The sequence below is a fragment of the Streptomyces sp. NPDC002209 genome, assembly GCF_042890265.1.
Lineage (GTDB): Bacteria > Actinomycetota > Actinomycetes > Streptomycetales > Streptomycetaceae > Streptomyces.
In genome coordinates, this window is sequence record NZ_JBIARX010000001.1 from 90274 (window position 1) to 109907 (window position 19634).

Sequence of the window (19634 nt, forward strand, 5' to 3'; positions counted from 1 at the left end):
AAACCTAACCGGCGACGGCCTGCGGTTGCGAACCGGTCTCATGTGCCGGTCGGCCCGCGTGTCGCCGCTGCCGCGCCGACACCCACAGCAGCGCCCCGCCCGCGCCCGCCGCCAGCGCCGCGCACAGCGGCCACAGCAGCCCGGGGGCGGCCGAGTACAGCGCTCCGCCCAGCGGCGGCCCGAGGACGACACCGCTGACCGACACCCCCGCGTACAGGCTCTGGAACCGCCCGATGGCGTGCTCGGGCGCCTGGTCGGCGACGTACGCGGTGGCGGTGGTCTTGTACAGGATCTCGCCGAGGCTCAGCAGCACCATCATCACCACGGCGCTCGCAACCCCCACCCCGGGCAGCAGCGCCGCGTACCCGGCCCCGACCAGCAGCAGGCCGGTCCCGATGACCGGGAGCGGCGGCCGGGCGCGCAGCGCGACGGCTGCCGGCAGCTCGAGCAGCAGGATGACCGCGCCGTTGAGGGCGATCACGAGGCCGAAAGCTCGGACATCGAGCCCGTGGTCGGCGAGGAAGACGGGGAAGGTGCCGTACTGCTGGCGGTAGACGAGGTCGGTCACCAGGATCGCGCCGAGCAGGACGAGTACGGCGGGCCGGGCGCGCAGCTGCGCCCACAGGCCGCGGCCCCGACCCCCGTCCGGGGCCGCGGCGGCATGGGGGGAGGCACCGCGGGCGGGGACGACCCGCGCGGTCCAGAGGGCGAAGAACAGGGTCCCGAGGCCGTCGCAGACGAAGAGCCAGTCGTAGGAGAGCCCGGTCGCGATCAGGGCTCCGAGGGGCGGGCCGAGGGTGAAGCCGCCGTTGGAGACGCAGCGGACGACGGCGAAGGCCTGCCGGCGGGCCCCCTCGGGGACGGTGACGGCGACCAGCGCCGAGTTCGCGGCCCGGACCACGCCGGAGGCGTACTGGGCCAGCGGCAGGGCGGCGTAGAGCCCGGCGGTGGGCAGGAGCGGGAAGGACATCAGGGCGAGGCCTGCGGCGGTGGAGGCGGCGAGCAGCACCCGGCGGTGGCCGAAGCGGTCCCCGTACCAGCCGCCGGTGAAGTTCCCGGCGACGAGGCCGACGCCGCCGATGCCGGTGACCAGGCCCGCCTGGGCGGCACCGAGGCCGCGCGGGCCGGTCAGGTACAGGAAGACGAAGACGAAGGTGAAGCTGACGACGGCATTGACGAACACCCCCGCCGCCAGCAGCCACACCGCTCTCGGCACGTCCTTGAAGCCTTGCACCACGCCCCCCGCGAGTTGGTCAGTTCCTTTTGGGAACGGACTATGTCAGCATGACAGCCTTGGGTCAACGGACAAAGGAGTGCCCATGGCCCAGCGCACACACCTCGACGACGCGGACTGCGCCATCGCCCAGGCCCTCGACGTGGTGGGCGACTGGTGGACGCTGCTGATCGTGCGCGACGCCGCGCGCGGCGTGCACCGCTTCGACGCGTTCCAGCGCGAGCTGGGCATGTCCCGCAAGGTGCTGGCCGAGCGGCTGAAGCTGCTGGTCGAAGCCGGGGTGCTGACGCGCGAGCCGTACCAGGAGCGTCCGGTGCGGCACGAATACCGGCTGACCCCGCGCGGGCGGGGGCTGCTGCCGGTCCTGGTGGCCCTCCAGGACTGGGGAGATGCCTGGGTCCTGGGAGAGGGAGAGATGACGGCGACGACGGAGGAGTCCTCGCGGGAGGCGGAACGGGTGCACGCGCTGCGCGGTACGCGGCTGCCGGAGCTGGCACTGCCGGACCGGTTCGGGGAGGTCCGGGATCCGGTGGCGGACACGCCGTTCACGGTCCTGTACTGCTTCCCCGGCGCGTACGCCCGGGCCGAGTCCTACCCGCCGGGGTGGGCGGGGATCCCGGGGGCGAAGGGCTGCACGTTCGAGTCGTGCACGTACCGGGACCAGCTGGCGGAGTTCACGGCGGCGGGGGCGACGGTGCACGGGGTGTCGACCCAGCGGCCCGATGAGCAGCGGGAGTTCGCGGAGGCGGAGGGTCTGCGGTTCCCGCTGCTCTCGGACGCGGAGCTTTCGCTGACGGCGGCGTTGCGGTTGCCGACGTTCCGGGCGGCGGGGGTGAGCCGGCTGAAGCGGTTGACGCTGGTGGTGGACCGGGAGCGGGTGGTGCGCGAGGTGTTCTACCCGGTCCGGGACATCGAGGCGAGCGTCGCGGCGGCGCTGAGCGCCGTCCGCGACGCCGGCGGGGGCGACGGTGGGGGCGGGGGCGTCAGTTCAGGGTGAACCAGGCCGCGCGGGACTTCTTCCACTCCGGGTGCGTCAGGTCCTTGGCCTCGATCCCGTCGCCGTACAGGTCCGCGGACCCGCTGTCCGTGATCAGCTGGACGCGCGCGCCCGCCACCGACAGGTCCGGCACGTCCACGACGGCCTCCCAGCCGCCCGGGTCGGTCGTCGGCAGGTCGGCCCGCTTGACCGGGGCGTGGCCCGCGACGCCGTCCCACTGGTAGAGCGCGTACGGGTCCGAGTTGTCGTCCGCGGCCCAGGAGCCGGCCAGGATCAGGTACTGGTTCGCCGCGTTCTTGCGGATGTCGCGGATCGCCAGCCCGCCGAGGTCGAGCTCGATGCCCGCCCCGAAGGTGGCCTTGGCCCCGCTGGAGAGCACCTTGTCGAAGTTGATCACCGGCACGATCAGGGCCTTGCCGCCCGGCACCGCCGGGGCCAGCGGGGCGCGGAAGCCCAGGTACGCGGTCGTGGTCGAGCCCGGCGCGAACTCCAGCCCCTCCACGTTGAAGCCGTCGATCTGCTTGGGCGCCTCGCCGGCCGCGGTGCCGGCCGCGAAGCCGTAGCGGTTCCCGTTCGCCGTGTCCCAGGCCACCAGGTCGTCGCGGAGCTTCTTGTACGAGCGTCCGTACGCGAGCTGCGTCCCCGAACCGGAGCCGGTCACCGTGGTGGTGAACACCGTGTTCCGGGGCGCCTTGTACTCGCCGTCCTTGTTGTTGCCGAGCGAGCCCGTCCAGTAGATGGTGTTGCCGATGAGGGTCGCCCCCTCGATGTCCACCTCCTTGGTGACGCCGAGCTGCGAGCTGAAGTCCCAGGTCCGGATCGGGGCGGCCGAGCGGGACCGGTCGTACAGGCGCAGCACGTTGCTCTCGTCGTCGGCGACCACGGTGTAGCCGCCGCCCACGTCCACGGCGGCCGAGGAGTCCGAGGCGCCGGTGAAGTAGCGGGCGTCGGCCGGGTTCTGCACGGCGGCCGAGGCGGCGTACGACAGGGTCTTGGTGGCGCTCTTGCCGCCCAGCCCCGTCACCTTGACGGTGAGGTTGGTGTAGCCGCGGCCGCGCGCTGCGACGGCCAGCTGCCGCACCGCACCGGCCCCGGTGACGGTCACGTCGCCCGTCCCGGCGACCGAGGCCCTGCTCGACGCGGAGGCGCTGACCGTCAGCGCGGACGCGTCGGCGCCGCTCTGCCCCACGGTCACGTCCACCACGGGGTCCCCGACCGCGCCGACGGCGCCGGAGAGGTACGCCGCGGACAGGCTGATGGTCGGCGTCCCGTACGTCACCGCCTGCGCGGGCACGACCGTGACCGTCCCGGCGACGACCAGCGCCGCGATCCCTGCGATACCAAGCTGCTTCTTCATCGGTGTCCCGTCCCCAGGAGTCGAGCCGGGCGCGAACCACGTCACGCCGTGACGGCCGTCGAGCAGGTTCGGCCACCGTGGCCAACATCCGGTGCACGTCAATCGTCCGCCGGACGAACACGCAGGGCCTCCCGGGAGCTCCCGGGCACGCGAAGGGCCCCCGGCACAGAGTGCCGGGGGCCCTTCGTGAAGCGGGTCGCTCAGACGTTGAAGCCGAGCGCGCGCAGCTGCTCGCGGCCGTCGTCCGTGATCTTGTCCGGGCCCCACGGCGGCATCCAGACCCAGTTGATCCGGAGCTCGCTCACGATGCCGTCCGTCGCCGACTTCGCCTGGTCCTCGATGACGTCCGTCAGCGGGCAGGCCGCCGAGGTCAGCGTCATGTCGAGGGTCGCGATGTTGGCGTCGTCGATGTGGATGCCGTAGATCAGGCCCAGGTTGACGACGTCGATCCCCAGCTCGGGGTCGACCACGTCGTAGAGGGCCTCGCGGACCTCCTCCTCGGTGGCCGGCTTGATCGACGCCTCGGCGGGCGTCGCGTTCTCGGTCATGCCGTCTTCCTCTCCGCGCCGTCGCCCAGTGCCTGGGCGGTCGCGTCCTTCCAGGCCATCCAGCTCAGCAGAGCACACTTCACGCGAGCCGGGTACTTGGAGACGCCGACGAACGCGACCGCGTCCTCCAGCACCTCCTCCATGGCCTCGTCGGGCTCGATCTTGCCCTTCGACTGCATCATCTCCAGGAACACGCCCTGGATCTTCTGCGCCTCGGCCAGCTCCTTGCCGACGAGCAGCTCGTTCAGCACGGACGCGCTGGCCTGGCTGATGGAGCAGCCCTGGCCCTCGTACGAGACGTCGGTCAGCGTCTCGCCGTCGTACTTCACGCGCAGCGTGATCTCGTCGCCGCACGTCGGGTTGACGTGGTGCACCTCGGCGTCGCCGTCGCGCAGGCCACGCCCGTGCGGGTGCTTGTAGTGGTCCAGGATCAGTTCCTGGTACATCGAATCCAGCTTCACTGCGTCGTCCTCGTCGCCCTCGTCAGCCGAAGAAGTTCCGTACGTGCTCCAGCCCGTCGATCAGCGCGTCGACGTCGGCCGGAGAGGAGTACAGGTAGAAAGACGCTCGCGTGGTCGCGGGAATTCCGTAGCGCAGGCAGACAGGGCGCGCGCAGTGGTGTCCCACGCGGACCGCGATGCCCTGCTCGTCCAGGACCTGGCCGACATCGTGGGGGTGGATGTCACCGAGCGTGAAGGAGATCGCCGCGCCGCGGTCCTCGGCCGTGGTGGGGCCGATGATCCGCAGGTCGGGGACCTCCAGGAGGCGCTTCACCGCGTACTCGGTGATCGCGTGCTCGTGTGCGGCGATCTTGTCCATGCCGATCGCGGTCAGGTAGTCCACGGCCGCGCCGAGGCCGACGGCCTGGGCGATCGGGGGCGTACCCGCCTCGAACTTGTGGGGAGCCGGGGCGTACGTCGAGGCGTGCATCGACACGGTCTCGATCATCTCGCCGCCGCCGAGGAACGGAGGCAGGTCCTCAAGGAGCTCCTGGCGGCCCCAGAGGACGCCGATGCCGGTCGGGCCGCACATCTTGTGGCCGGTGAAGGCCACGAAGTCGGCGCCGAGCGCCTGGACGTCCAGCGGCATGTGCGGAGCGGCCTGCGAGGCGTCGATGAGCACCAGCGCGCCGACCTCCTGCGCGCGGCGGACGATCGCCTCGACCGGGTTGATCGTGCCCATGATGTTGGAGACCAGCGTGAAGGAGACGATCTTCGTCTTCTCCGTGATGACCTCTTCGATGTTGGACAGGTCGAGCCGGCCGTCGTCGGTCAGGCCGAACCACTTCAGCTTCGCGCCGGTGCGCTGCGAGAGCAGCTGCCACGGCACGATGTTGGAGTGGTGCTCCATCTCCGTGATGGCGATCTCGGTCTCGCGGTCGACCCGGTAGGGCTCGTCCGCCCAGCCGAGCATGTTCGCGACCAGGTTGAGCGACTCCGAGGCGTTCTTGGTGAAGATCACCTCGTCGCGGCTCGGCGCGTTGATGAAGGCGGCGACCTTGTCGCGGGCGCCCTCGTACAGCGCCGTGGCCTCCTCGGCGAGCACGTGCACGCCACGGTGGACGTTGGCGTTGTGCTGCTCGTAGTACTCGTTCAGAGCGTCGAGCACCTGGCGCGGCTTCTGCGAGGTCGCCGCGTTGTCCAGGTAAACGATCTTCTTCCCGTCGTGGACCACACGATCCAGAAGGGGGAAGTCCTTGCGGATCGCCTCGATGTCGAGGAGGCCAGGCATCTGTGTCACGCGGTCGCGCCACCCTTCACGTACTTGTCGTAGCCCTCGGCCTCCAGCTGGTCCGCCAGCTCGGCGCCACCGGACTCGGCGATGCGGCCGTTCGCGAACACGTGCACGAAGTCGGGCTTGATGTAGCGCAGGATGCGCGTGTAGTGGGTGATCAGCAGCGTGCCGACCTCACCGGTCTCGCGGACGCGGTTGACGCCCTCGGAGACGATGCGCAGGGCGTCGACGTCGAGGCCGGAGTCGGTCTCGTCGAGGATCGCGATCTTCGGCTTGAGGAGCTCCAGCTGGAGGATCTCGTGGCGCTTCTTCTCACCGCCGGAGAAGCCCTCGTTGACGTTGCGCTCGGCGAAGGCCGGGTCCATCTGGAGCTGCTCCATCGCGGACTTGACCTCCTTCACCCAGGTACGCAGCTTCGGCGCCTCGCCGCGGATCGCGGTGGCCGAGGTGCGCAGGAAGTTGGAGACCGAGACACCGGGGACCTCGACCGGGTACTGCATGGCGAGGAAGACGCCGGCGCGGGCGCGCTCGTCGACGGACATCTCCAGGACGTCCTCGCCGTCGAGGGTCACGGTGCCACCGGTGATGGTGTACTTCGGGTGACCGGCGAGCGAGTACGCCAGGGTGGACTTGCCGGAGCCGTTGGGGCCCATGATGGCGTGCGTCTCACCCTGCTTGACGGTGAGGTCGACACCCTTGAGGATCTCCCGGGCGCCGTTCTCGGCCTCGACGGAGACGTGCAGGTCGTGGATTTCAAGCGTTGCCATGGGTGCCTCAGGACTCCTGGGTGAGGGAGACGAGCACGTCGTCCCCTTCGATCTTTACGGGGTAAACGGGTACGGGGCGGGTCGCCGGCAGACCGGAGGGCTTGCCGGTGCGCAGGTCGAAGGAGGACCCGTGCAGCCAGCACTCGATCATGCAGTCCTCGACCTCGCCCTCCGAGAGCGAGACGTTCGCGTGCGAGCAGATGTCGTTGATCGCGAACACCTCCCCCTCGGTGGAGACGATGGACACCGGCGTGCCGTCGAGTTCCACCCGCTTCGGGGTGTTCTCCTCGAGCTCACTCAGCGCACAGGCCTTGACGTAGGTCATCAGACGGACGCCTCGAGCTCGGTCTCGATCTTGGAGAGGAGGCGCTCCTCGATGTCCGGGACACCGATCTGCTGGACGAGCTCGGCGAAGAAGCCGCGCACGACCAGGCGGCGGGCCTCGTCGGCCGGGATGCCGCGGGCCTGCAGGTAGAAGAGCTGCTCGTCGTCGAAGCGGCCGGTCGCGGAGGCGTGGCCGGCGCCGACGATCTCGCCGGTCTCGATCTCGAGGTTCGGCACCGAGTCGACCCGCGCGCCGTCCGTGAGGACGAGGTTGCGGTTCATCTCGTAGGTGTCGGTGCCCTCGGCGCTCTTCTCGATGAGGACGTCACCGATCCAGACGGCGTGGGCGCCTTCGCCCTGCAGTGCGCCCTTGTAGACCACGTGGGACTTGCAGTGCGGGGCGTCGTGCGTGACCAGGAGGCGGTGCTCCTGGTGCTGGTCGGCGTCCGTGAAGTACAGGCCGAGGAGCTCGGCCTCGCCGCCGGGGCCCGCGTAGCTGATACGGGGGTGCAGGCGTACGAGGTCGCCGCCGAAGGTGACGACGATCGACTTGAAGCTCGCGTCGCGGCCGATCAGCGTGTTGTGCTGGGAGCAGTGGACGGCGGTGTCGTCCCAGTCCTGGACGGAGACGACGGTGAGCTTGGCGCCGTCGCCGACGAGGAAGTCGACGTTCGCGGCGCGCACGCCGTCACCGGTGTGGTCGATGACGATGACGGCCTCGGCGAAGGCCTGTACGTCGAAGACGGTGTGCCCGAAGGTCGTGCCGCCCTCACCGTGCAGCGAGACGCGCACCGGCTCGGTCAGGACGGCCTCCTTGGGCACGGTGACGACCGTGGCCTTGGCGAAGGACGAGAACGCCTGGGCGGCGATCCGGTCCACCGGGGTGCCGGCCTTGCCGATGCGCGCGTCGTCGCGCTCCACCGACTCGACGGTGACGCCCTCGGGCGCGTCGATCTGGGCCTTCATGGTGCCGTTGGCGACCGCGGTGCCGTCGTGCAGACCGCGCAGGCGCGCCAGCGGGGTGAACCGCCACTCCTCCTCGCGGCCGTGGGGGACGGGGAAGTCCGCCACGTCGAAGGACGGGGGTGCGCTCATCCGGGTGGCGACGGTGGACTCGGCGGCCACCGCGATCGCGCCGGCGGTGGTGGAACCCGCCGGAATGTTCTGAGCCTCAGCCATGGCTGTCTTCGTGCTCTCTTCCTACGTCAAAGAATGTCTGCGGGACTCGGGCGGTCGGGATCAGCCGACCGAGCCCTCCATCTGCAGCTCGATCAGCCGGTTCAGCTCCAGCGCGTACTCCATGGGCAGCTCGCGCGCGATGGGCTCGACGAAGCCGCGCACGATCATGGCCATGGCCTCGAACTCCGTCAGACCGCGGCTCATCAGGTAGAAGAGCTGGTCGTCGGAGACCTTGGAGACCGTGGCCTCGTGGCCCATGGAGACGTCGTCCTCGCGGACGTCCACGTACGGGTACGTGTCCGAGCGGGAGATGGTGTCGACCAGGAGCGCGTCGCAGAGCACGTTCGACTTGGAGCCGTGGGCGCCCTCGCCGATCTCGACCAGGCCGCGGTACGAGGTGCGGCCGCCGCCTCGTGCCACCGACTTGGAGACGATGTTGGAGGAGGTGTTCGGCGCCATGTGGACCATCTTGGAGCCGGCGTCCTGGTGCTGGCCCTCGCCCGCGAAGGCGATGGACAGGGTCTCGCCCTTGGCGTGCTCGCCCATCAGGTAGACGGCCGGGTACTTCATGGTGACCTTGGAACCGATGTTGCCGTCGATCCACTCCATGGTCGCGCCCTCGTACGCCACGGCGCGCTTGGTGACCAGGTTGTAGACGTTGTTCGACCAGTTCTGGATGGTCGTGTAGCGGCAGCGGCCGCCCTTCTTCACGATGATCTCGACCACGGCGCTGTGCAGCGAGTCCGAGGAGTAGATCGGGGCGGTGCAGCCCTCGACGTAGTGGACGTACGCGTCCTCGTCGACGATGATCAGCGTCCGCTCGAACTGGCCCATGTTCTCCGTGTTGATGCGGAAGTAGGCCTGGAGCGGGATGTCGACCTTGACGCCCTTGGGCACGTAGATGAACGAGCCGCCCGACCACACGGCGGTGTTCAGCGACGCGAACTTGTTGTCGCCGACCGGGATGACCGTGCCGAAGTACTCCTGGAAGAGCTCCGGGTGCTCCTTGAGCGCGGTGTCCGTGTCGAGGAAGATGACGCCCTGCTCCTCCAGGTCCTCGCGGATCTGGTGGTAGACGACCTCGGACTCGTACTGGGCCGCGACACCGGCGACGAGGCGCTGCTTCTCCGCCTCCGGGATGCCGAGCTTGTCGTACGTGTTCTTGATGTCCTCCGGCAGGTCCTCCCACGAAGCGGCCTGCTTCTCGGTCGAACGCACGAAGTACTTGATGTTGTCGAAGTCGATGCCGGAGAGGTCGGAGCCCCAGGTCGGCATGGGCTTCTTGTCGAAGAGCTTGAGGCCCTTGAGACGGAGCTTCAGCATCCACTCCGGCTCGTTCTTCTTGGCCGAGATGTCGCGTACGACGTCCTCGGACAGACCCCGCTTGGCAGCGGCACCGGCCGCGTCGGAGTCGGCCCAGCCATATTCGTAGGTGCCCAGGCCATCGAGCTCAGGGTGAGCAGTCTCCGTGGTCATGCGGGGTTCCTCCCGGCCGTACTTGCAGATGCTGATGTGTCGGTCTGTGCGGTGCCCGCGCCTCGTGGGATGAACGTGGTGCACACCCCGTCGCCGTGGGCGATCGTGGCGAGGCGCTGCACATGCGTCCCGAGCAGGCGGGAGAAGACCTCGGTCTCCGCCTCGCAGAGCTGCGGGAACTGCTCGGCGACATGGGCGACCGGGCAGTGGTGCTGGCAGAGCTGTTCACCGCTGTGCGGACCGGGAGCGCTCTTCGCCGTAGCAGCGTACCCGTCCGCGGTCAACGCCTTGGCAAGGGCCTCGGTGCGCTCCGCGGGGGCGGCCGCGTCCAGGCTTTCCCGGTAGGTCTCGGCCTGTGCGTCCATCCGTGCCCTGGCGAAGGCGGCGACGGCCGCCTCCCCCTGCTCGCCTCCGCCGGCGGCCTGCGCGATCCAGCGCATGGCGTCCGCGGCGAGCGAGTCGTAGGACTGGTCGAACGCGTCGCGGCCGCAGTCGGTGAGCGCGAAGACCTTGGCGGGCCGGCCCCGGGTGCGCGTGCCGTAGACGCGCTGCTCACGGGGCTCGACCACGTCGTCGGCGACGAGCGTGTCGAGGTGGCGGCGGACGGCGGCCTGGGTGAGGCCGAGACGCGCGGCGAGGTCGGCGACGGTGGACGGACCGTGGTCCAGGATGGAACGCGCGACCCGGTTGCGGGTTGACCGCTCCCCGGTAGCGAGTTCCCCCTGGGGGGTCTCGATCATCCGTTCGCCGTATTTCACAACGCCATTGTTGCGTAATTAGTCGAGCCCCGACAAGCCGTGACGGACGCCACCCCTGGTGGCCTCTATCACTAAGGGTTACCTAATTTATCTACGCAGAGTTAAGCGGACGGCATTGCTCCGTGTCCGCGCCGAGCCCCCGCAGCGAGCCGGTCAACCGCTCCCACCAGCAATCCCCCGCCCACGGCGGCCCCCGGCACGGCAGACGCCGAATGACATAAAAGATCACCGAAACCGACTGGTCCATCCAGGCCGAGCACCCGAAAAAGTCATCGGTACGCACGTCCGAAAGCCCTCGACCCCTGGACCCGGGACCCCTTCTGCGGCTCCGTAGACTCACCCGCATGAGCAATGACCCCGCCGTGGAGATCCGCGGACTGGTGAAGCGGTACGGGCCGAAAACCGCGGTGGACGGCCTGGACCTCACCGTCCGCAGGGCCTCGGTCACCGCCGTCCTCGGTCCCAACGGCGCGGGCAAGACGACCACCGTGGAGACCTGCGAGGGCTACCACCGCCCCGACGCCGGCACCGTCCGCGTCCTCGGCCTCGACCCGGTCGCCCAGGCCGAGGCACTGCGCCCGCGGATCGGCGTGATGCTCCAGTCCGGCGGGGTCTACTCCGGCGCCCGCGCCGTCGAGATGCTGCGCCACATGGCCAAGCTGTACGCCGACCCGCTCGACGTGGACGTCCTGGTGGAGCGGCTCGGGCTGGGCGGCTGCGGCCGCACCGCCTACCGCCGCCTCTCCGGCGGCCAGCAGCAGCGCCTCGCCCTCGCCATGGCCGTGGTGGGGCGGCCCGAGCTGGTCTTCCTGGACGAGCCGACCGCGGGTCTGGACCCGCAGGCCCGCCGCGCGACCTGGGACCTCGTACGGGAGCTGCGCGCCGACGGGGTCTCGGTCGTCCTCACCACCCACCACATGGATGAGGCCGAGCAGCTCGCGGACGAGGTCGCCATCGTGGACGCGGGCCGGGTCATCGCCCACGGCAGCCCCGAGCAGCTGTGCCGCGGCGGCGCCGAGAACACCCTGCGCTTCACCGGCCGGCCCGCCCTCGACCTCGGCTCCCTGCTGAAGGCGCTGCCCGACGGCACCGAGGCCGCCGAGCTCAACGCGGGCGTCTACCGGGTCACCGGCGCCGTGGACCCGCAGCTCCTGGCCACCGTCGCCTCCTGGTGCGCGCAGAACGGGGTGATGCCGAACAGCCTCTCGGTGGAGCGCCACACCCTCGAAGACGTCTTCCTCGAGCTCACCGGTAAGGAGCTGCGCGCATGAGCGCCGGTACGTTCGCCCCCAACCCGGGGGCCGCGCCCGTGTCCCGCATGATCCTGGCGCAGACCGCGCTGGAGACGCGGATGCTGCTGCGCAACGGGGAGCAGCTGCTGCTGACCGTGATCATCCCGGCGCTGCTGCTGGTGCTGTTCTCCACCGTCGACATCGTCACGGTGCCTGTTCAGGAAGGGGGCTCCGAGAAGTCCGTGGACTTCCTCGCGCCCGGCATCCTGGCGCTGGCCGTGATGTCCACCGCCTTCACCGGCCAGGCCATCGCCACCGGCTTCGACCGCCGCTACGGGGTGCTCAAGCGGCTCGGCGCCTCGCCGCTGCCGCGGTGGGCGCTGATGGCCGCCAAGACCCTGTCCGTGCTGGTCACGGAGGTGCTGCAGATCGCGCTGCTGACGGTGATCGCCCTCGCGCTGGGCTGGTCCCCGCACGGCAACCCGCTCGCGGTCGCCGCGCTGGTCCTGCTGGGCACGGCCGCCTTCTCCGGGCTCGGGCTGCTGATGGCGGGCACCTTGAAGGCCGAGGCCACGCTGGCCGCCGCCAACCTGGTGTTCCTGCTGCTGCTGGTCGGCGGCGGGGTGATCGTACCGATGGAGAAGTTCCCCGGCGCCGTGCAGTCCGTACTCGGCCTGCTGCCGATCTCGGCGCTCTCCGACGGGCTGCGCGAGGTACTCCGGCACGGGGCCGCGCTGCCCTGGGGGGACGCGGCCGTGCTCGCCGCGTGGGCCGTGCTCGGGCTCGGCGCCGCCGCGAAGCTGTTCCGCTGGGAGTGAATCCCCGCCCCCGGACGTTGGCCTGGCAGGAGGATGGGCGCCGCCCCGCGGGGGTGGTGCACACCAGAACGCCGGGGGGCGGGCATGGCGCAGCGGGAAGACGTACTACGGCTGGACGCCCAATGGGCACGGATCCGGTCGGGGGCCGCACGGGCGGCGCCCGCCGAGGCCGAGGCCCTGCTGACGGAGCTGATCGGCGCACTGCGCGAGCCGGCGCGGACCGATCCGGAGTGCGCGGCGCGGCTCGGCCTTCGCCTCGGTGACCTGGCGGCCCGCCGGTTCGCCGGCGGCGACCGGGCCGGGGCCCTGGCGGCCGTCGAGGAGGGGCTGCGGTCCGCACAGCAGGCCGCGGGGCACGCCCCCGAGTACGCCCGCTGGTACGCCCGGGGCCTGATCAACCAGGGGGTCTGGCTGTCCTGGCCGCTGAGCGACGGGGAGCGGCTGCCCCGCTACCCGCTCGGCCCGGCGGCCGAGACCGGCCCGAGCGCCATGGAGCGGGCGGCGGGCGAGCGCGCCCGGGACCTGACCCGGGCGGCGGTCGAGGTCTGGGCGGGCCTGGACCAGCGCGATCCGGTCAACCGGCGCGGCCTCGCGCAGGCCAAGGTCTTCCTCGGGGACCGCCTCGCGGAACTGGGATCCGCCGAGGAGGCGGTGGCGTGGGCGGTGGACGCGGAGGGCGGTTTTCGCCAACTGCTGCTCGCGGTCCCCGGTTCGGAGGAGGCCCAGGAGGCGGAGGAGGCCCTCGACCACATCGGCCGCCAGCTGGAACTGCGCCTGCGCTTCCTGTCCTTCGACTCCCTGGTGAACCTGCGCGCGCGGGGCCTGCTGCCCGAGCCCCTGCTGCCGCGGGCCGTGGTGGCGGCCAGGATCGACGGGGTGGCCGAGCACGAGATCGCGGCCCGGCTGCACCTCGGCGCCGAACAGGTGCGCACGATGCTGGAGGTCACGCCCTGGCGCGCGGTCTGGCGCTTCGAGGTGCGCGGTCCTGACGGACTGTGGAACGTACAGGAACATCCGTGGCACAGCGGGGCAGACATAAGAAACAGGACAGCCGAGGACGTAGGGGCCGAATTGGTGCACGGGTTCACGCGTTCCGCGGACTACCCCGGCGACGGCGCCCATTGGCGCGTACGCGTCTGGTGGCACGAGGAAGGCGATCCCGCCGGGGCCCGGTTCCGGCTGGCCGTCGGGCCCGATGCGGCCGCGGGCGGACCGGCGGGGACCCCCTCGTGAAAGTTTGCACAAGGCCCCGCGTACGATAAGGGCCGTGTTGACCCCTCTCGCTTACCTCGCCAGCCGCTGGACCCCGTCACCCCGGATCGTCCGGCGGGCCGCGCTCGCCGCGCTCGTCATGAGCGTGGTCATCGTCGTCACCGGCGGTGCGGTGCGGCTGACCGGATCCGGTCTCGGCTGCGACACCTGGCCCAAGTGCACGGACGACAGCCTGATCGTGACCCAGGAGCAGGGCTTCCACGGGGCCATCGAGTTCGGCAACCGGATGCTGACCTACGTGCTCTGCGCGGCCGTCGGCTGGGGCATCATCGCGGCGCGCTCGGCCAAGCCGTGGCGCCGTCCGCTGACGCAGCTCGGCTGGGCCCAGTTCTTCATCGTGATGGGCAACGCGGTCCTCGGCGGCATCACCGTCCTGACGGGGCTCAACCCGTACAGCGTGGCCGGGCACTTCCTGCTCGCCACCTCGCTGATCACCGTCACGACGGTCACCTGGCAGCGCACCCGTGAGGGCGACTGCGCTCCCCGGCCGCGCGTACCCGGTCCGGTGCGCAAGCTCTCGTGGGCGCTGCTCGCGACCACCCTGGTGCTGATCGCCGCGGGCACGGTGGTCACCGGTTCCGGTCCGCACGCGGGCGACCGCAGCGAGATCAAGCGGATGCCGTTCGACTGGGCGGCCACCGCCCACGTCCACGCGGTCTCCGCCTGGGTGGTGTGCGCGCTCGCCGTGGCCATGTGGCTGGTGCTGCGCGTGGTCGACGCGCCGGCCGACACCCGGGCGCGCGCCCGGGACCTGCTGATCGTGCTGCTCGCCCAGGGCGGCATCGGCTACGTCCAGTACTTCACCCACGTGCCCGAGGCCCTGGTCGCCGCCCACATGCTCGGCTCCTGCCTGGTGTGGATCGCCGTGGTCCGTGTGGCGCTGAGCCTGCGGGAGCGGCCCGCGGCGGAGGCGCAGATCCCGGCACAGGGCGACCCGCAGCTCTCCGCCGTCTGAGCCGGCCGGGGCCCCGGGCAGGCCCCGGGCCCGCGTCGCTCACCCGCGCTCGTCCAGCCGGTAGACGCGCCGGGCATTGCCCGCCGCGATCATGGCCGCCACCCGTTCGGCGTCCCGCCAGGACCAGGCGCCCTCGCCGACCCAGCCTCCCAGCACCCGGCCCAGCGCCTCCCGGAACACCAGGGCGCCCACCGCGTGCAGTTCGGGCAGCCGGCGCCCGCCGCTGGAGAACAGCAGCTTGCCGAAGGGCGCGAGCTCCAGCACCTCGGCCAGCACCCCCGCCGCCCGCGGCCCGCTCTGCCCGAACGCCCCGCCGAGATCGGCGTGGACGTGCGGGAAGGCCGCCGCCAGCTGGGCGGCGTGCCGGTGGTACGGGTATCCGCCGAGCAGCACCAGCCGGGTCCCGAGCCCCGCGGTGGCGCGTACGAACTCCGCCAGCAGCGCCGGATCGGCCTGCTCCGGCCGCTGCCCCGGCTCCACCGCCCCCGCCCCGGTGTGCAGCTGGAGCGGCAGCCCGGTCGCCACCGCGCTCCACAGCAGGTGCCGCAGGAGTACGGGGTCCCGGACGGCCCCGCCCTTGGAGCGCCGGGCCAGCCACCGCCCGGCCGCCCCGTGCACCTCGCCCGGACCGGGCGGCTCGGGGGCGCGGCCGAGGACGGCGGGATATCCGGCCTCGGCGCCGCAGGTGAAGGCCACGGCCGCCGCGGCGGCGTGGTGGACGGCCTCGGCGAGGTTGGCGAGGAAGGCGGGGACCGTGCCGGAGGTGTCGGCGACGTGCTCGGCCAGCAGTTCGAGCCGTACCACCTCGAAGGCGTCGGCGTCCGCCGCGAGCGCCAGTTCCTTGGGGCCGGTGAGGTCCCCCGGCTCTCCCGTGTCGACCAGATAGGCGGCGACGCCCGCGCCGCGCAGCAGCCGGCGCCCGGACTCGACCACGCCGAGCTCGCGCCGCCGGGCCAGGTACCGGGCGGGGGCGCAGTGCGGCTCGAGCCCGAGCAGCGGCGGGCACCAGCGGCGCACCGCGAAACCGGTCTGGGTGTCGAAGAAGGTGGTCCCGGCGGCGGGCGGGCCGGCCGAGCGGATCAGCTGGGCCTCGAAGGTGCCGAGGCCCAGCTCCGTACGGAGCACTCCGTGGCAGTACTGGTCCACCAGGGGCGGCGTTTCGATCATCCGGGCATCCCGTTGCGGACGTGAGGAAGGGGCTTCCACACGTCCTAACGGGTGAGCGGGGTGTGAGGTGTTGCTCGCGCTGTTGACCGAGCGGCCACCGAAGGGGCGAAGCCCCCGCCGGAGCGCGGCAACGTCAGGCGTCAGGCCGCCGGGTTCGCCGCCCCGCCGAGCTGGATGCCGGCCATCCGCGACCACTCGTACGGGCCGGTCTTCACCCGCGCGGCGAACTCGCCGTCGAACTCCTCGTGGAGGGTCAGGCCGGCCTTCTCGGCGGCCAGCTGCGCCACCGAGTACGTCGGGGCCACCAGGTCGCCCCAGCCGCCGTCCGTGCCGACGAGGACGATCCGGGTGCCGGCCTGGCCGATGTGCGCGATCTGGCCCTCGGCGCCGCCGTGCTCCTTGGCGAACGCGCCGATCTGCTTGGCCAGCTTCGCGGCCTTCCGGTCCTGCTTCTTGTCTGCGGTGTCCGCGGTGGTGTCTGCCATGGACAGCATGCTACCGGCGGGTAATCAGCGGAGGAAGCATCAGCGGAGGAAGGGATCCACGGCCACGGCGACGAAGAGCAGCGACACGTACGTGATGGACCAGTGGAACAGGCGCATCTCCTTGAGCTTCGCGCCCGTCAGACCCGCCTTGGCCCGTGCGTGCAGCGCGTGCGCCTCCCACAGCCACCAGCCGCCCGCGGCCAGGGCGACCGCGGTGTAGAACCAGCCGGTGTACCCCAGCGGGGTCAGCAGCAGCGAGACGCCCACCATCACCCAGCTGTAGAGGACGATCTGGCGCGCCACGGCCTTGTTGCCGGCCACGACCGGCAGCATCGGCACGCCGACACGCGCGTAGTCGTCCTTCACCTTCATGGACAGCGGCCAGTAGTGCGGCGGCGTCCAGAAGAAGATGACGAGGAAGAGGATGACCGCGGCCCAGGAGACCTCGTTCTTGACGGCGGACCAGCCGATGAGCACCGGCATGCAGCCCGCGATGCCGCCCCAGACGATGTTCTGCGCGGTGCGCCGCTTCAGCAGCATCGTGTAGACGACGACGTAGAAGAGGAGCGCGCCGAGCGCGAGCGCCGCCGACAGCCAGTTGACGAGCAGCCCGAAGAACAGCGTGGAGACCACGCCGAGGGTGATGCCGAATGCCAGGCACTCGCGCGGGCTGACCATGCCGGTCACCAGCGGCCGCTGCGAGGTCCGGTCCATCAGCGCGTCGATGTCGCGGTCGATGTACATGTTCAGCGCATTGGCGCCGCCCGCGGACAAGTAGCCGCCGAAACAGGTCGCGAGGACCAGCCACAGCGACGGCACACCCTGCTCCGCGAGGAACATCACCGGCACTGTGGTGATCAGCAGAAGTTCGATGATCCGAGGCTTGGTCAAAGCCACGAAAGCCATGACCCGGGCCCCGAACGGCCGGTGACCGGGGCTCGTCCCGAGCACCCCCGCTGGACGGGATTCGACGGCCGTCACGCACACCCCTGACAGAGAAAACCAGGCAAGCTCCGGACATAAAGGTCCGATGAAGGCTCGCACGTACCACGCCACTCTAGACGTTGCACTTACGTCGCCCTGCGCGGGGGTCGCCTCGTGTTGGTCCGATCGGACCGCCGACGTTGTGACGGACTGCGGGCACTCGAATAGCTGCACGCCGTCACGGGGGTAGGCTCGGAATCGCGCCGGTGTCCCGTTCGTCACCGGGTAACAGACATGTGGAGAGGAGCCCTGACCAACGGTGAGCACCAAGCCGACGACCACAGAGCTCGACTGGACCGATCTCGACCAGCGGGCCGTCGACACCGCCCGCATCCTGGCCGCCGACGCGGTCCAGAAGGTCGGTAACGGCCACCCCGGTACGGCGATGAGCCTGGCCCCCGCCGCGTACACCCTCTTCCAGAAGGTGATGCGGCACGACCCGGCCGATCCCGAGTGGGTCGGCCGCGACCGTTTCGTGCTTTCCGCAGGGCACTCGTCCCTCACTCTGTACACCCAGCTCTACCTGGGCGGCTTCGGCCTGGAGCTGGCCGACCTCGAGGCGTTCCGCACCTGGGGCTCCAAGACCCCCGGCCACCCGGAGTACGGCCACACGGCCGGCGTCGAGACCACCACCGGCCCGCTCGGCCAGGGCATCGCCAACGCGGTGGGCATGGCCATGGCCGCCCGCTACGAGCGCGGCCTGTTCGACCCGGAGGCCGCCCAGGGCACCTCCCCGTTCGACCACATGGTCTACGCGATCGCGGGCGACGGCTGCCTCCAGGAGGGCATCTCCCACGAGGCGTCCGCCCTGGCCGGCCACCAGAAGCTCGGCAACCTGGTGCTGCTGTGGGACGACAACCACATCTCCATCGAGGGCGACACCGAGACGGCCGTCTCCGAGGACACCCTGGCGCGCTACGAGGCGTACGGCTGGCACGTCCAGCGCGTCGCGCAGCAGCCGAACGGCGACCTCGACCCGAAGGCGCTGTTCGAGGCCCTGGCCGCGGCCAAGGCCGAGACCGGGCGCCCCTCCTTCATCGCGATGCGCTCGATCATCGCCTGGCCGGCCCCGCACGCCCAGGGCACCGAGGCCTCGCACGGCTCGGCCCTCGGCGACGACGAGGTGGCCGCCACCAAGCGCGTCCTCGGCTTCGACCCGGAGAAGTCCTTCGACGTCTCCGACGAGGTCCTCGCGCACACCCGCAAGGCACTGGACCGCGGCCGCGAGGCCAAGGCCGCCTGGGAGAAGGACTTCTCCGCCTGGCGCACCGCCAACGCGGAGCGCGCCGCCGAGTTCGACCGCATCAACGCCAACGAGCTGCCCGCGGGCTGGGAGGACAAGCTCCCCGTCTTCGAGACCGGCAAGGGCGTCGCCACCCGCGCGGCCTCCGGCAAGGTGCTCGAGGCGCTCGGCGCGGTGATCCCGGAGCTGTGGGGCGGCTCGGCCGACCTGGCCGGCTCCAACAACACCACGATCGACAAGCACTCGTCCTTCCTCCCGAAGGGCAACCCGCTGCCGGAGGCCGACCCGTACGGCCGCACCGTCCACTTCGGCATCCGCGAGCACGCCATGGCCGCGACCATGAACGGCATCGCGCTGCACGGCCACACCCGTATCTACGGCGGCACCTTCCTGGTGTTCTCCGACTACATGCGCAACGCCGTGCGCCTGTCCGCGCTGATGCACGTGCCGGTGACGTACGTGTGGACGCACGACTCCATCGGCCTGGGCGAGGACGGCCCGACCCACCAGCCGGTCGAGCACCTCGCCTCGCTGCGCGCCATCCCGGGCCTGAACGTGGTCCGCCCGGCCGACGCGAACGAGACCGTCATCGCCTGGCGCGAGATCCTGCGCCGCCACACCAAGGTGTTCGGCAAGGGCGCCCCGCACGGTCTGGCGCTGACCCGTCAGGGCGTTCCGACGTACGAGCGCAACGAGGACGCCGCCAAGGGCGGGTACGTGCTCTTCGAGGCGGAAGGCGGCCAGCCGCAGGTCGTCCTCATCGGCACCGGCTCCGAGGTCCAGCTCGCCGTCGCCGCCCGCGAGGCGCTGCAGGCCGAGGGCGTCCCCGCCCGCGTGGTCTCGATGCCGTCCGTCGAGTGGTTCGAGGAGCAGGACCAGGCGTACAAGGACAGCGTCCTGCCGCCCTCCGTCAGGGCGCGCGTCGCGGTCGAGGCCGGGGTCGGCCTGACCTGGCACCGCTACGTCGGCGATGCGGGCCGGATCGTCTCGCTGGAGCACTTCGGTGCCTCCGCCGACGCCAAGGTGCTGTTCCGCGAGTTCGGCTTCACCGCCGAGGCCGTGACCGCCGCCGCCAAGGACTCCATCGCCGCCGCCGCGCGCTGA

At 71.1% G+C, this 19634-nt stretch carries 19 protein-coding genes; 6 read left to right on the top strand and 13 right to left on the bottom strand.

Annotated features, from left to right (window positions below):
* Positions 1-4: 4 nt before the first annotated feature.
* Positions 5-1234, bottom strand: a complete 1230-nt coding sequence (locus ACFYXK_RS00445; protein ID WP_389409151.1) for an MFS transporter — start codon at positions 1232-1234, stop codon at positions 5-7.
* A gap of 85 nt (positions 1235-1319) precedes the next feature.
* Here ACFYXK_RS00445 and ACFYXK_RS00450 point away from each other — a divergent pair, with 85 nt between their 5' ends.
* Positions 1320-2231, top strand: coding sequence for a winged helix-turn-helix transcriptional regulator (locus ACFYXK_RS00450; protein ID WP_389409152.1), 912 nt, complete (start codon positions 1320-1322; stop codon positions 2229-2231).
* Here ACFYXK_RS00450 and ACFYXK_RS00455 read toward each other — a convergent pair.
* From ACFYXK_RS00455 to ACFYXK_RS00495, 9 genes are all read right to left on the bottom strand, one after another.
* Entirely contained in the window at positions 2218-3588 is a 1371-nt protein-coding gene (locus ACFYXK_RS00455) for a hypothetical protein (protein WP_389409153.1), read from the bottom strand. The two genes, ACFYXK_RS00450 and ACFYXK_RS00455, sit on opposite strands and share 14 nt — an antisense overlap.
* A 200-nt stretch (positions 3589-3788) precedes the next feature.
* On the bottom strand, positions 3789-4136 hold the full coding sequence (locus ACFYXK_RS00460) for a metal-sulfur cluster assembly factor (RefSeq protein WP_030160393.1): 348 nt from the start codon (positions 4134-4136) through the stop codon (positions 3789-3791).
* Positions 4133-4597 carry a Fe-S cluster assembly sulfur transfer protein SufU gene (sufU, locus tag ACFYXK_RS00465; RefSeq protein WP_030858995.1) on the bottom strand — a complete coding sequence of 155 codons (465 nt, stop codon included), beginning with the start codon at positions 4595-4597 and terminating at the stop codon, positions 4133-4135. The genes ACFYXK_RS00460 and sufU overlap by 4 nt, the downstream gene beginning before the upstream one ends.
* Before the next feature lie 22 nt (positions 4598-4619).
* A complete protein-coding gene (locus tag ACFYXK_RS00470) occupies positions 4620-5876 on the bottom strand; it encodes a cysteine desulfurase (protein ID WP_383508624.1) in 1257 nt (418 codons plus the stop codon).
* The gene (gene sufC / locus ACFYXK_RS00475; RefSeq protein ID WP_053785807.1) at positions 5873-6637 is read right to left on the bottom strand and encodes a Fe-S cluster assembly ATPase SufC; all 765 of its coding nucleotides are present in this window, start codon (positions 6635-6637) and stop codon (positions 5873-5875) included. The genes ACFYXK_RS00470 and sufC overlap by 4 nt, the downstream gene beginning before the upstream one ends.
* A gap of 7 nt (positions 6638-6644) precedes the next feature.
* Entirely contained in the window at positions 6645-6962 is a 318-nt protein-coding gene (locus ACFYXK_RS00480; protein ID WP_053785806.1) for a bifunctional 3-phenylpropionate/cinnamic acid dioxygenase ferredoxin subunit, read from the bottom strand.
* Positions 6962-8140 carry a Fe-S cluster assembly protein SufD gene (gene sufD, locus ACFYXK_RS00485; RefSeq protein WP_389409154.1) on the bottom strand — a complete coding sequence of 393 codons (1179 nt, stop codon included), beginning with the start codon at positions 8138-8140 and terminating at the stop codon, positions 6962-6964. Before sufD ends, ACFYXK_RS00480 begins: the two co-directional genes overlap by 1 nt.
* A 60-nt stretch (positions 8141-8200) precedes the next feature.
* A complete protein-coding gene (sufB, locus tag ACFYXK_RS00490) occupies positions 8201-9616 on the bottom strand; it encodes a Fe-S cluster assembly protein SufB (protein WP_030292244.1) in 1416 nt (471 codons plus the stop codon).
* Entirely contained in the window at positions 9613-10374 is a 762-nt protein-coding gene (locus ACFYXK_RS00495; protein WP_389409155.1) for a helix-turn-helix transcriptional regulator, read from the bottom strand. Before ACFYXK_RS00495 ends, sufB begins: the two co-directional genes overlap by 4 nt.
* Before the next feature lie 344 nt (positions 10375-10718).
* Between ACFYXK_RS00495 and ACFYXK_RS00500 the strand changes: the two genes are divergently transcribed.
* The 4 genes from ACFYXK_RS00500 to ACFYXK_RS00515 all read left to right on the top strand — a co-directional run bounded on the left by ACFYXK_RS00500 (position 10719) and on the right by ACFYXK_RS00515 (position 14651).
* Positions 10719-11645 (top strand): ABC transporter ATP-binding protein, encoded by a 927-nt coding sequence (locus ACFYXK_RS00500; protein ID WP_383508613.1) that lies wholly within the window; start codon positions 10719-10721, stop codon positions 11643-11645.
* Positions 11642-12424 (top strand): ABC transporter permease, encoded by a 783-nt coding sequence (locus ACFYXK_RS00505; RefSeq protein WP_389409156.1) that lies wholly within the window; start codon positions 11642-11644, stop codon positions 12422-12424. Before ACFYXK_RS00500 ends, ACFYXK_RS00505 begins: the two co-directional genes overlap by 4 nt.
* 84 nt (positions 12425-12508) lie before the next feature.
* Entirely contained in the window at positions 12509-13657 is a 1149-nt protein-coding gene (locus ACFYXK_RS00510) for a hypothetical protein (protein WP_389409157.1), read from the top strand.
* A gap of 4 nt (positions 13658-13661) precedes the next feature.
* The gene (locus ACFYXK_RS00515) at positions 13662-14651 is read left to right on the top strand and encodes a heme A synthase (protein ID WP_389409158.1); all 990 of its coding nucleotides are present in this window, start codon (positions 13662-13664) and stop codon (positions 14649-14651) included.
* 39 nt (positions 14652-14690) lie between these two features.
* On the opposite strand, the gene ACFYXK_RS00520 is transcribed toward ACFYXK_RS00515, so the two are convergent.
* The 3 genes from ACFYXK_RS00520 to ACFYXK_RS00530 form a co-directional block, all read right to left on the bottom strand.
* Positions 14691-15818 (bottom strand): amidohydrolase family protein, encoded by a 1128-nt coding sequence (locus ACFYXK_RS00520; protein WP_389409159.1) that lies wholly within the window; start codon positions 15816-15818, stop codon positions 14691-14693.
* 140 nt (positions 15819-15958) lie between these two features.
* Positions 15959-16303, bottom strand: coding sequence for a hypothetical protein (locus ACFYXK_RS00525; protein WP_389409160.1), 345 nt, complete (start codon positions 16301-16303; stop codon positions 15959-15961).
* Between the two features lie 39 nt (positions 16304-16342).
* Positions 16343-17284, bottom strand: coding sequence for a heme o synthase (locus ACFYXK_RS00530; RefSeq protein WP_383508596.1), 942 nt, complete (start codon positions 17282-17284; stop codon positions 16343-16345).
* A 262-nt stretch (positions 17285-17546) separates the two neighbouring features.
* Between ACFYXK_RS00530 and tkt the strand changes: the two genes are divergently transcribed.
* Positions 17547-19634 carry a transketolase gene (gene tkt / locus ACFYXK_RS00535; protein ID WP_389409161.1) on the top strand — a complete coding sequence of 696 codons (2088 nt, stop codon included), beginning with the start codon at positions 17547-17549 and terminating at the stop codon, positions 19632-19634.

Excerpts from the sequence above, each read along its gene's own strand:
- ACFYXK_RS00450 (WP_389409152.1), top strand. The coding sequence starts at position 1,320 with ATGGCCCAGCGCACACACCTCGACGACGCGGACTGCGCCATCGCCCAG.
- ACFYXK_RS00455 (WP_389409153.1), bottom strand. The coding sequence starts at position 3,588 with ATGAAGAAGCAGCTTGGTATCGCAGGGATCGCGGCGCTGGTCGTCGCC.
- ACFYXK_RS00460 (WP_030160393.1), bottom strand. The coding sequence starts at position 4,136 with ATGACCGAGAACGCGACGCCCGCCGAGGCGTCGATCAAGCCGGCCACC.
- sufC (WP_053785807.1), bottom strand. The coding sequence starts at position 6,637 with ATGGCAACGCTTGAAATCCACGACCTGCACGTCTCCGTCGAGGCCGAG.
- ACFYXK_RS00480 (WP_053785806.1), bottom strand. The coding sequence starts at position 6,962 with ATGACCTACGTCAAGGCCTGTGCGCTGAGTGAGCTCGAGGAGAACACC.
- sufD (WP_389409154.1), bottom strand. The coding sequence starts at position 8,140 with ATGGCTGAGGCTCAGAACATTCCGGCGGGTTCCACCACCGCCGGCGCG.
- sufB (WP_030292244.1), bottom strand. The coding sequence starts at position 9,616 with ATGACCACGGAGACTGCTCACCCTGAGCTCGATGGCCTGGGCACCTAC.
- ACFYXK_RS00500 (WP_383508613.1), top strand. The coding sequence starts at position 10,719 with ATGAGCAATGACCCCGCCGTGGAGATCCGCGGACTGGTGAAGCGGTAC.
- ACFYXK_RS00505 (WP_389409156.1), top strand. The coding sequence starts at position 11,642 with ATGAGCGCCGGTACGTTCGCCCCCAACCCGGGGGCCGCGCCCGTGTCC.
- ACFYXK_RS00510 (WP_389409157.1), top strand. The coding sequence starts at position 12,509 with ATGGCGCAGCGGGAAGACGTACTACGGCTGGACGCCCAATGGGCACGG.
- ACFYXK_RS00520 (WP_389409159.1), bottom strand. The coding sequence starts at position 15,818 with ATGATCGAAACGCCGCCCCTGGTGGACCAGTACTGCCACGGAGTGCTC.
- ACFYXK_RS00525 (WP_389409160.1), bottom strand. The coding sequence starts at position 16,303 with ATGGCAGACACCACCGCGGACACCGCAGACAAGAAGCAGGACCGGAAG.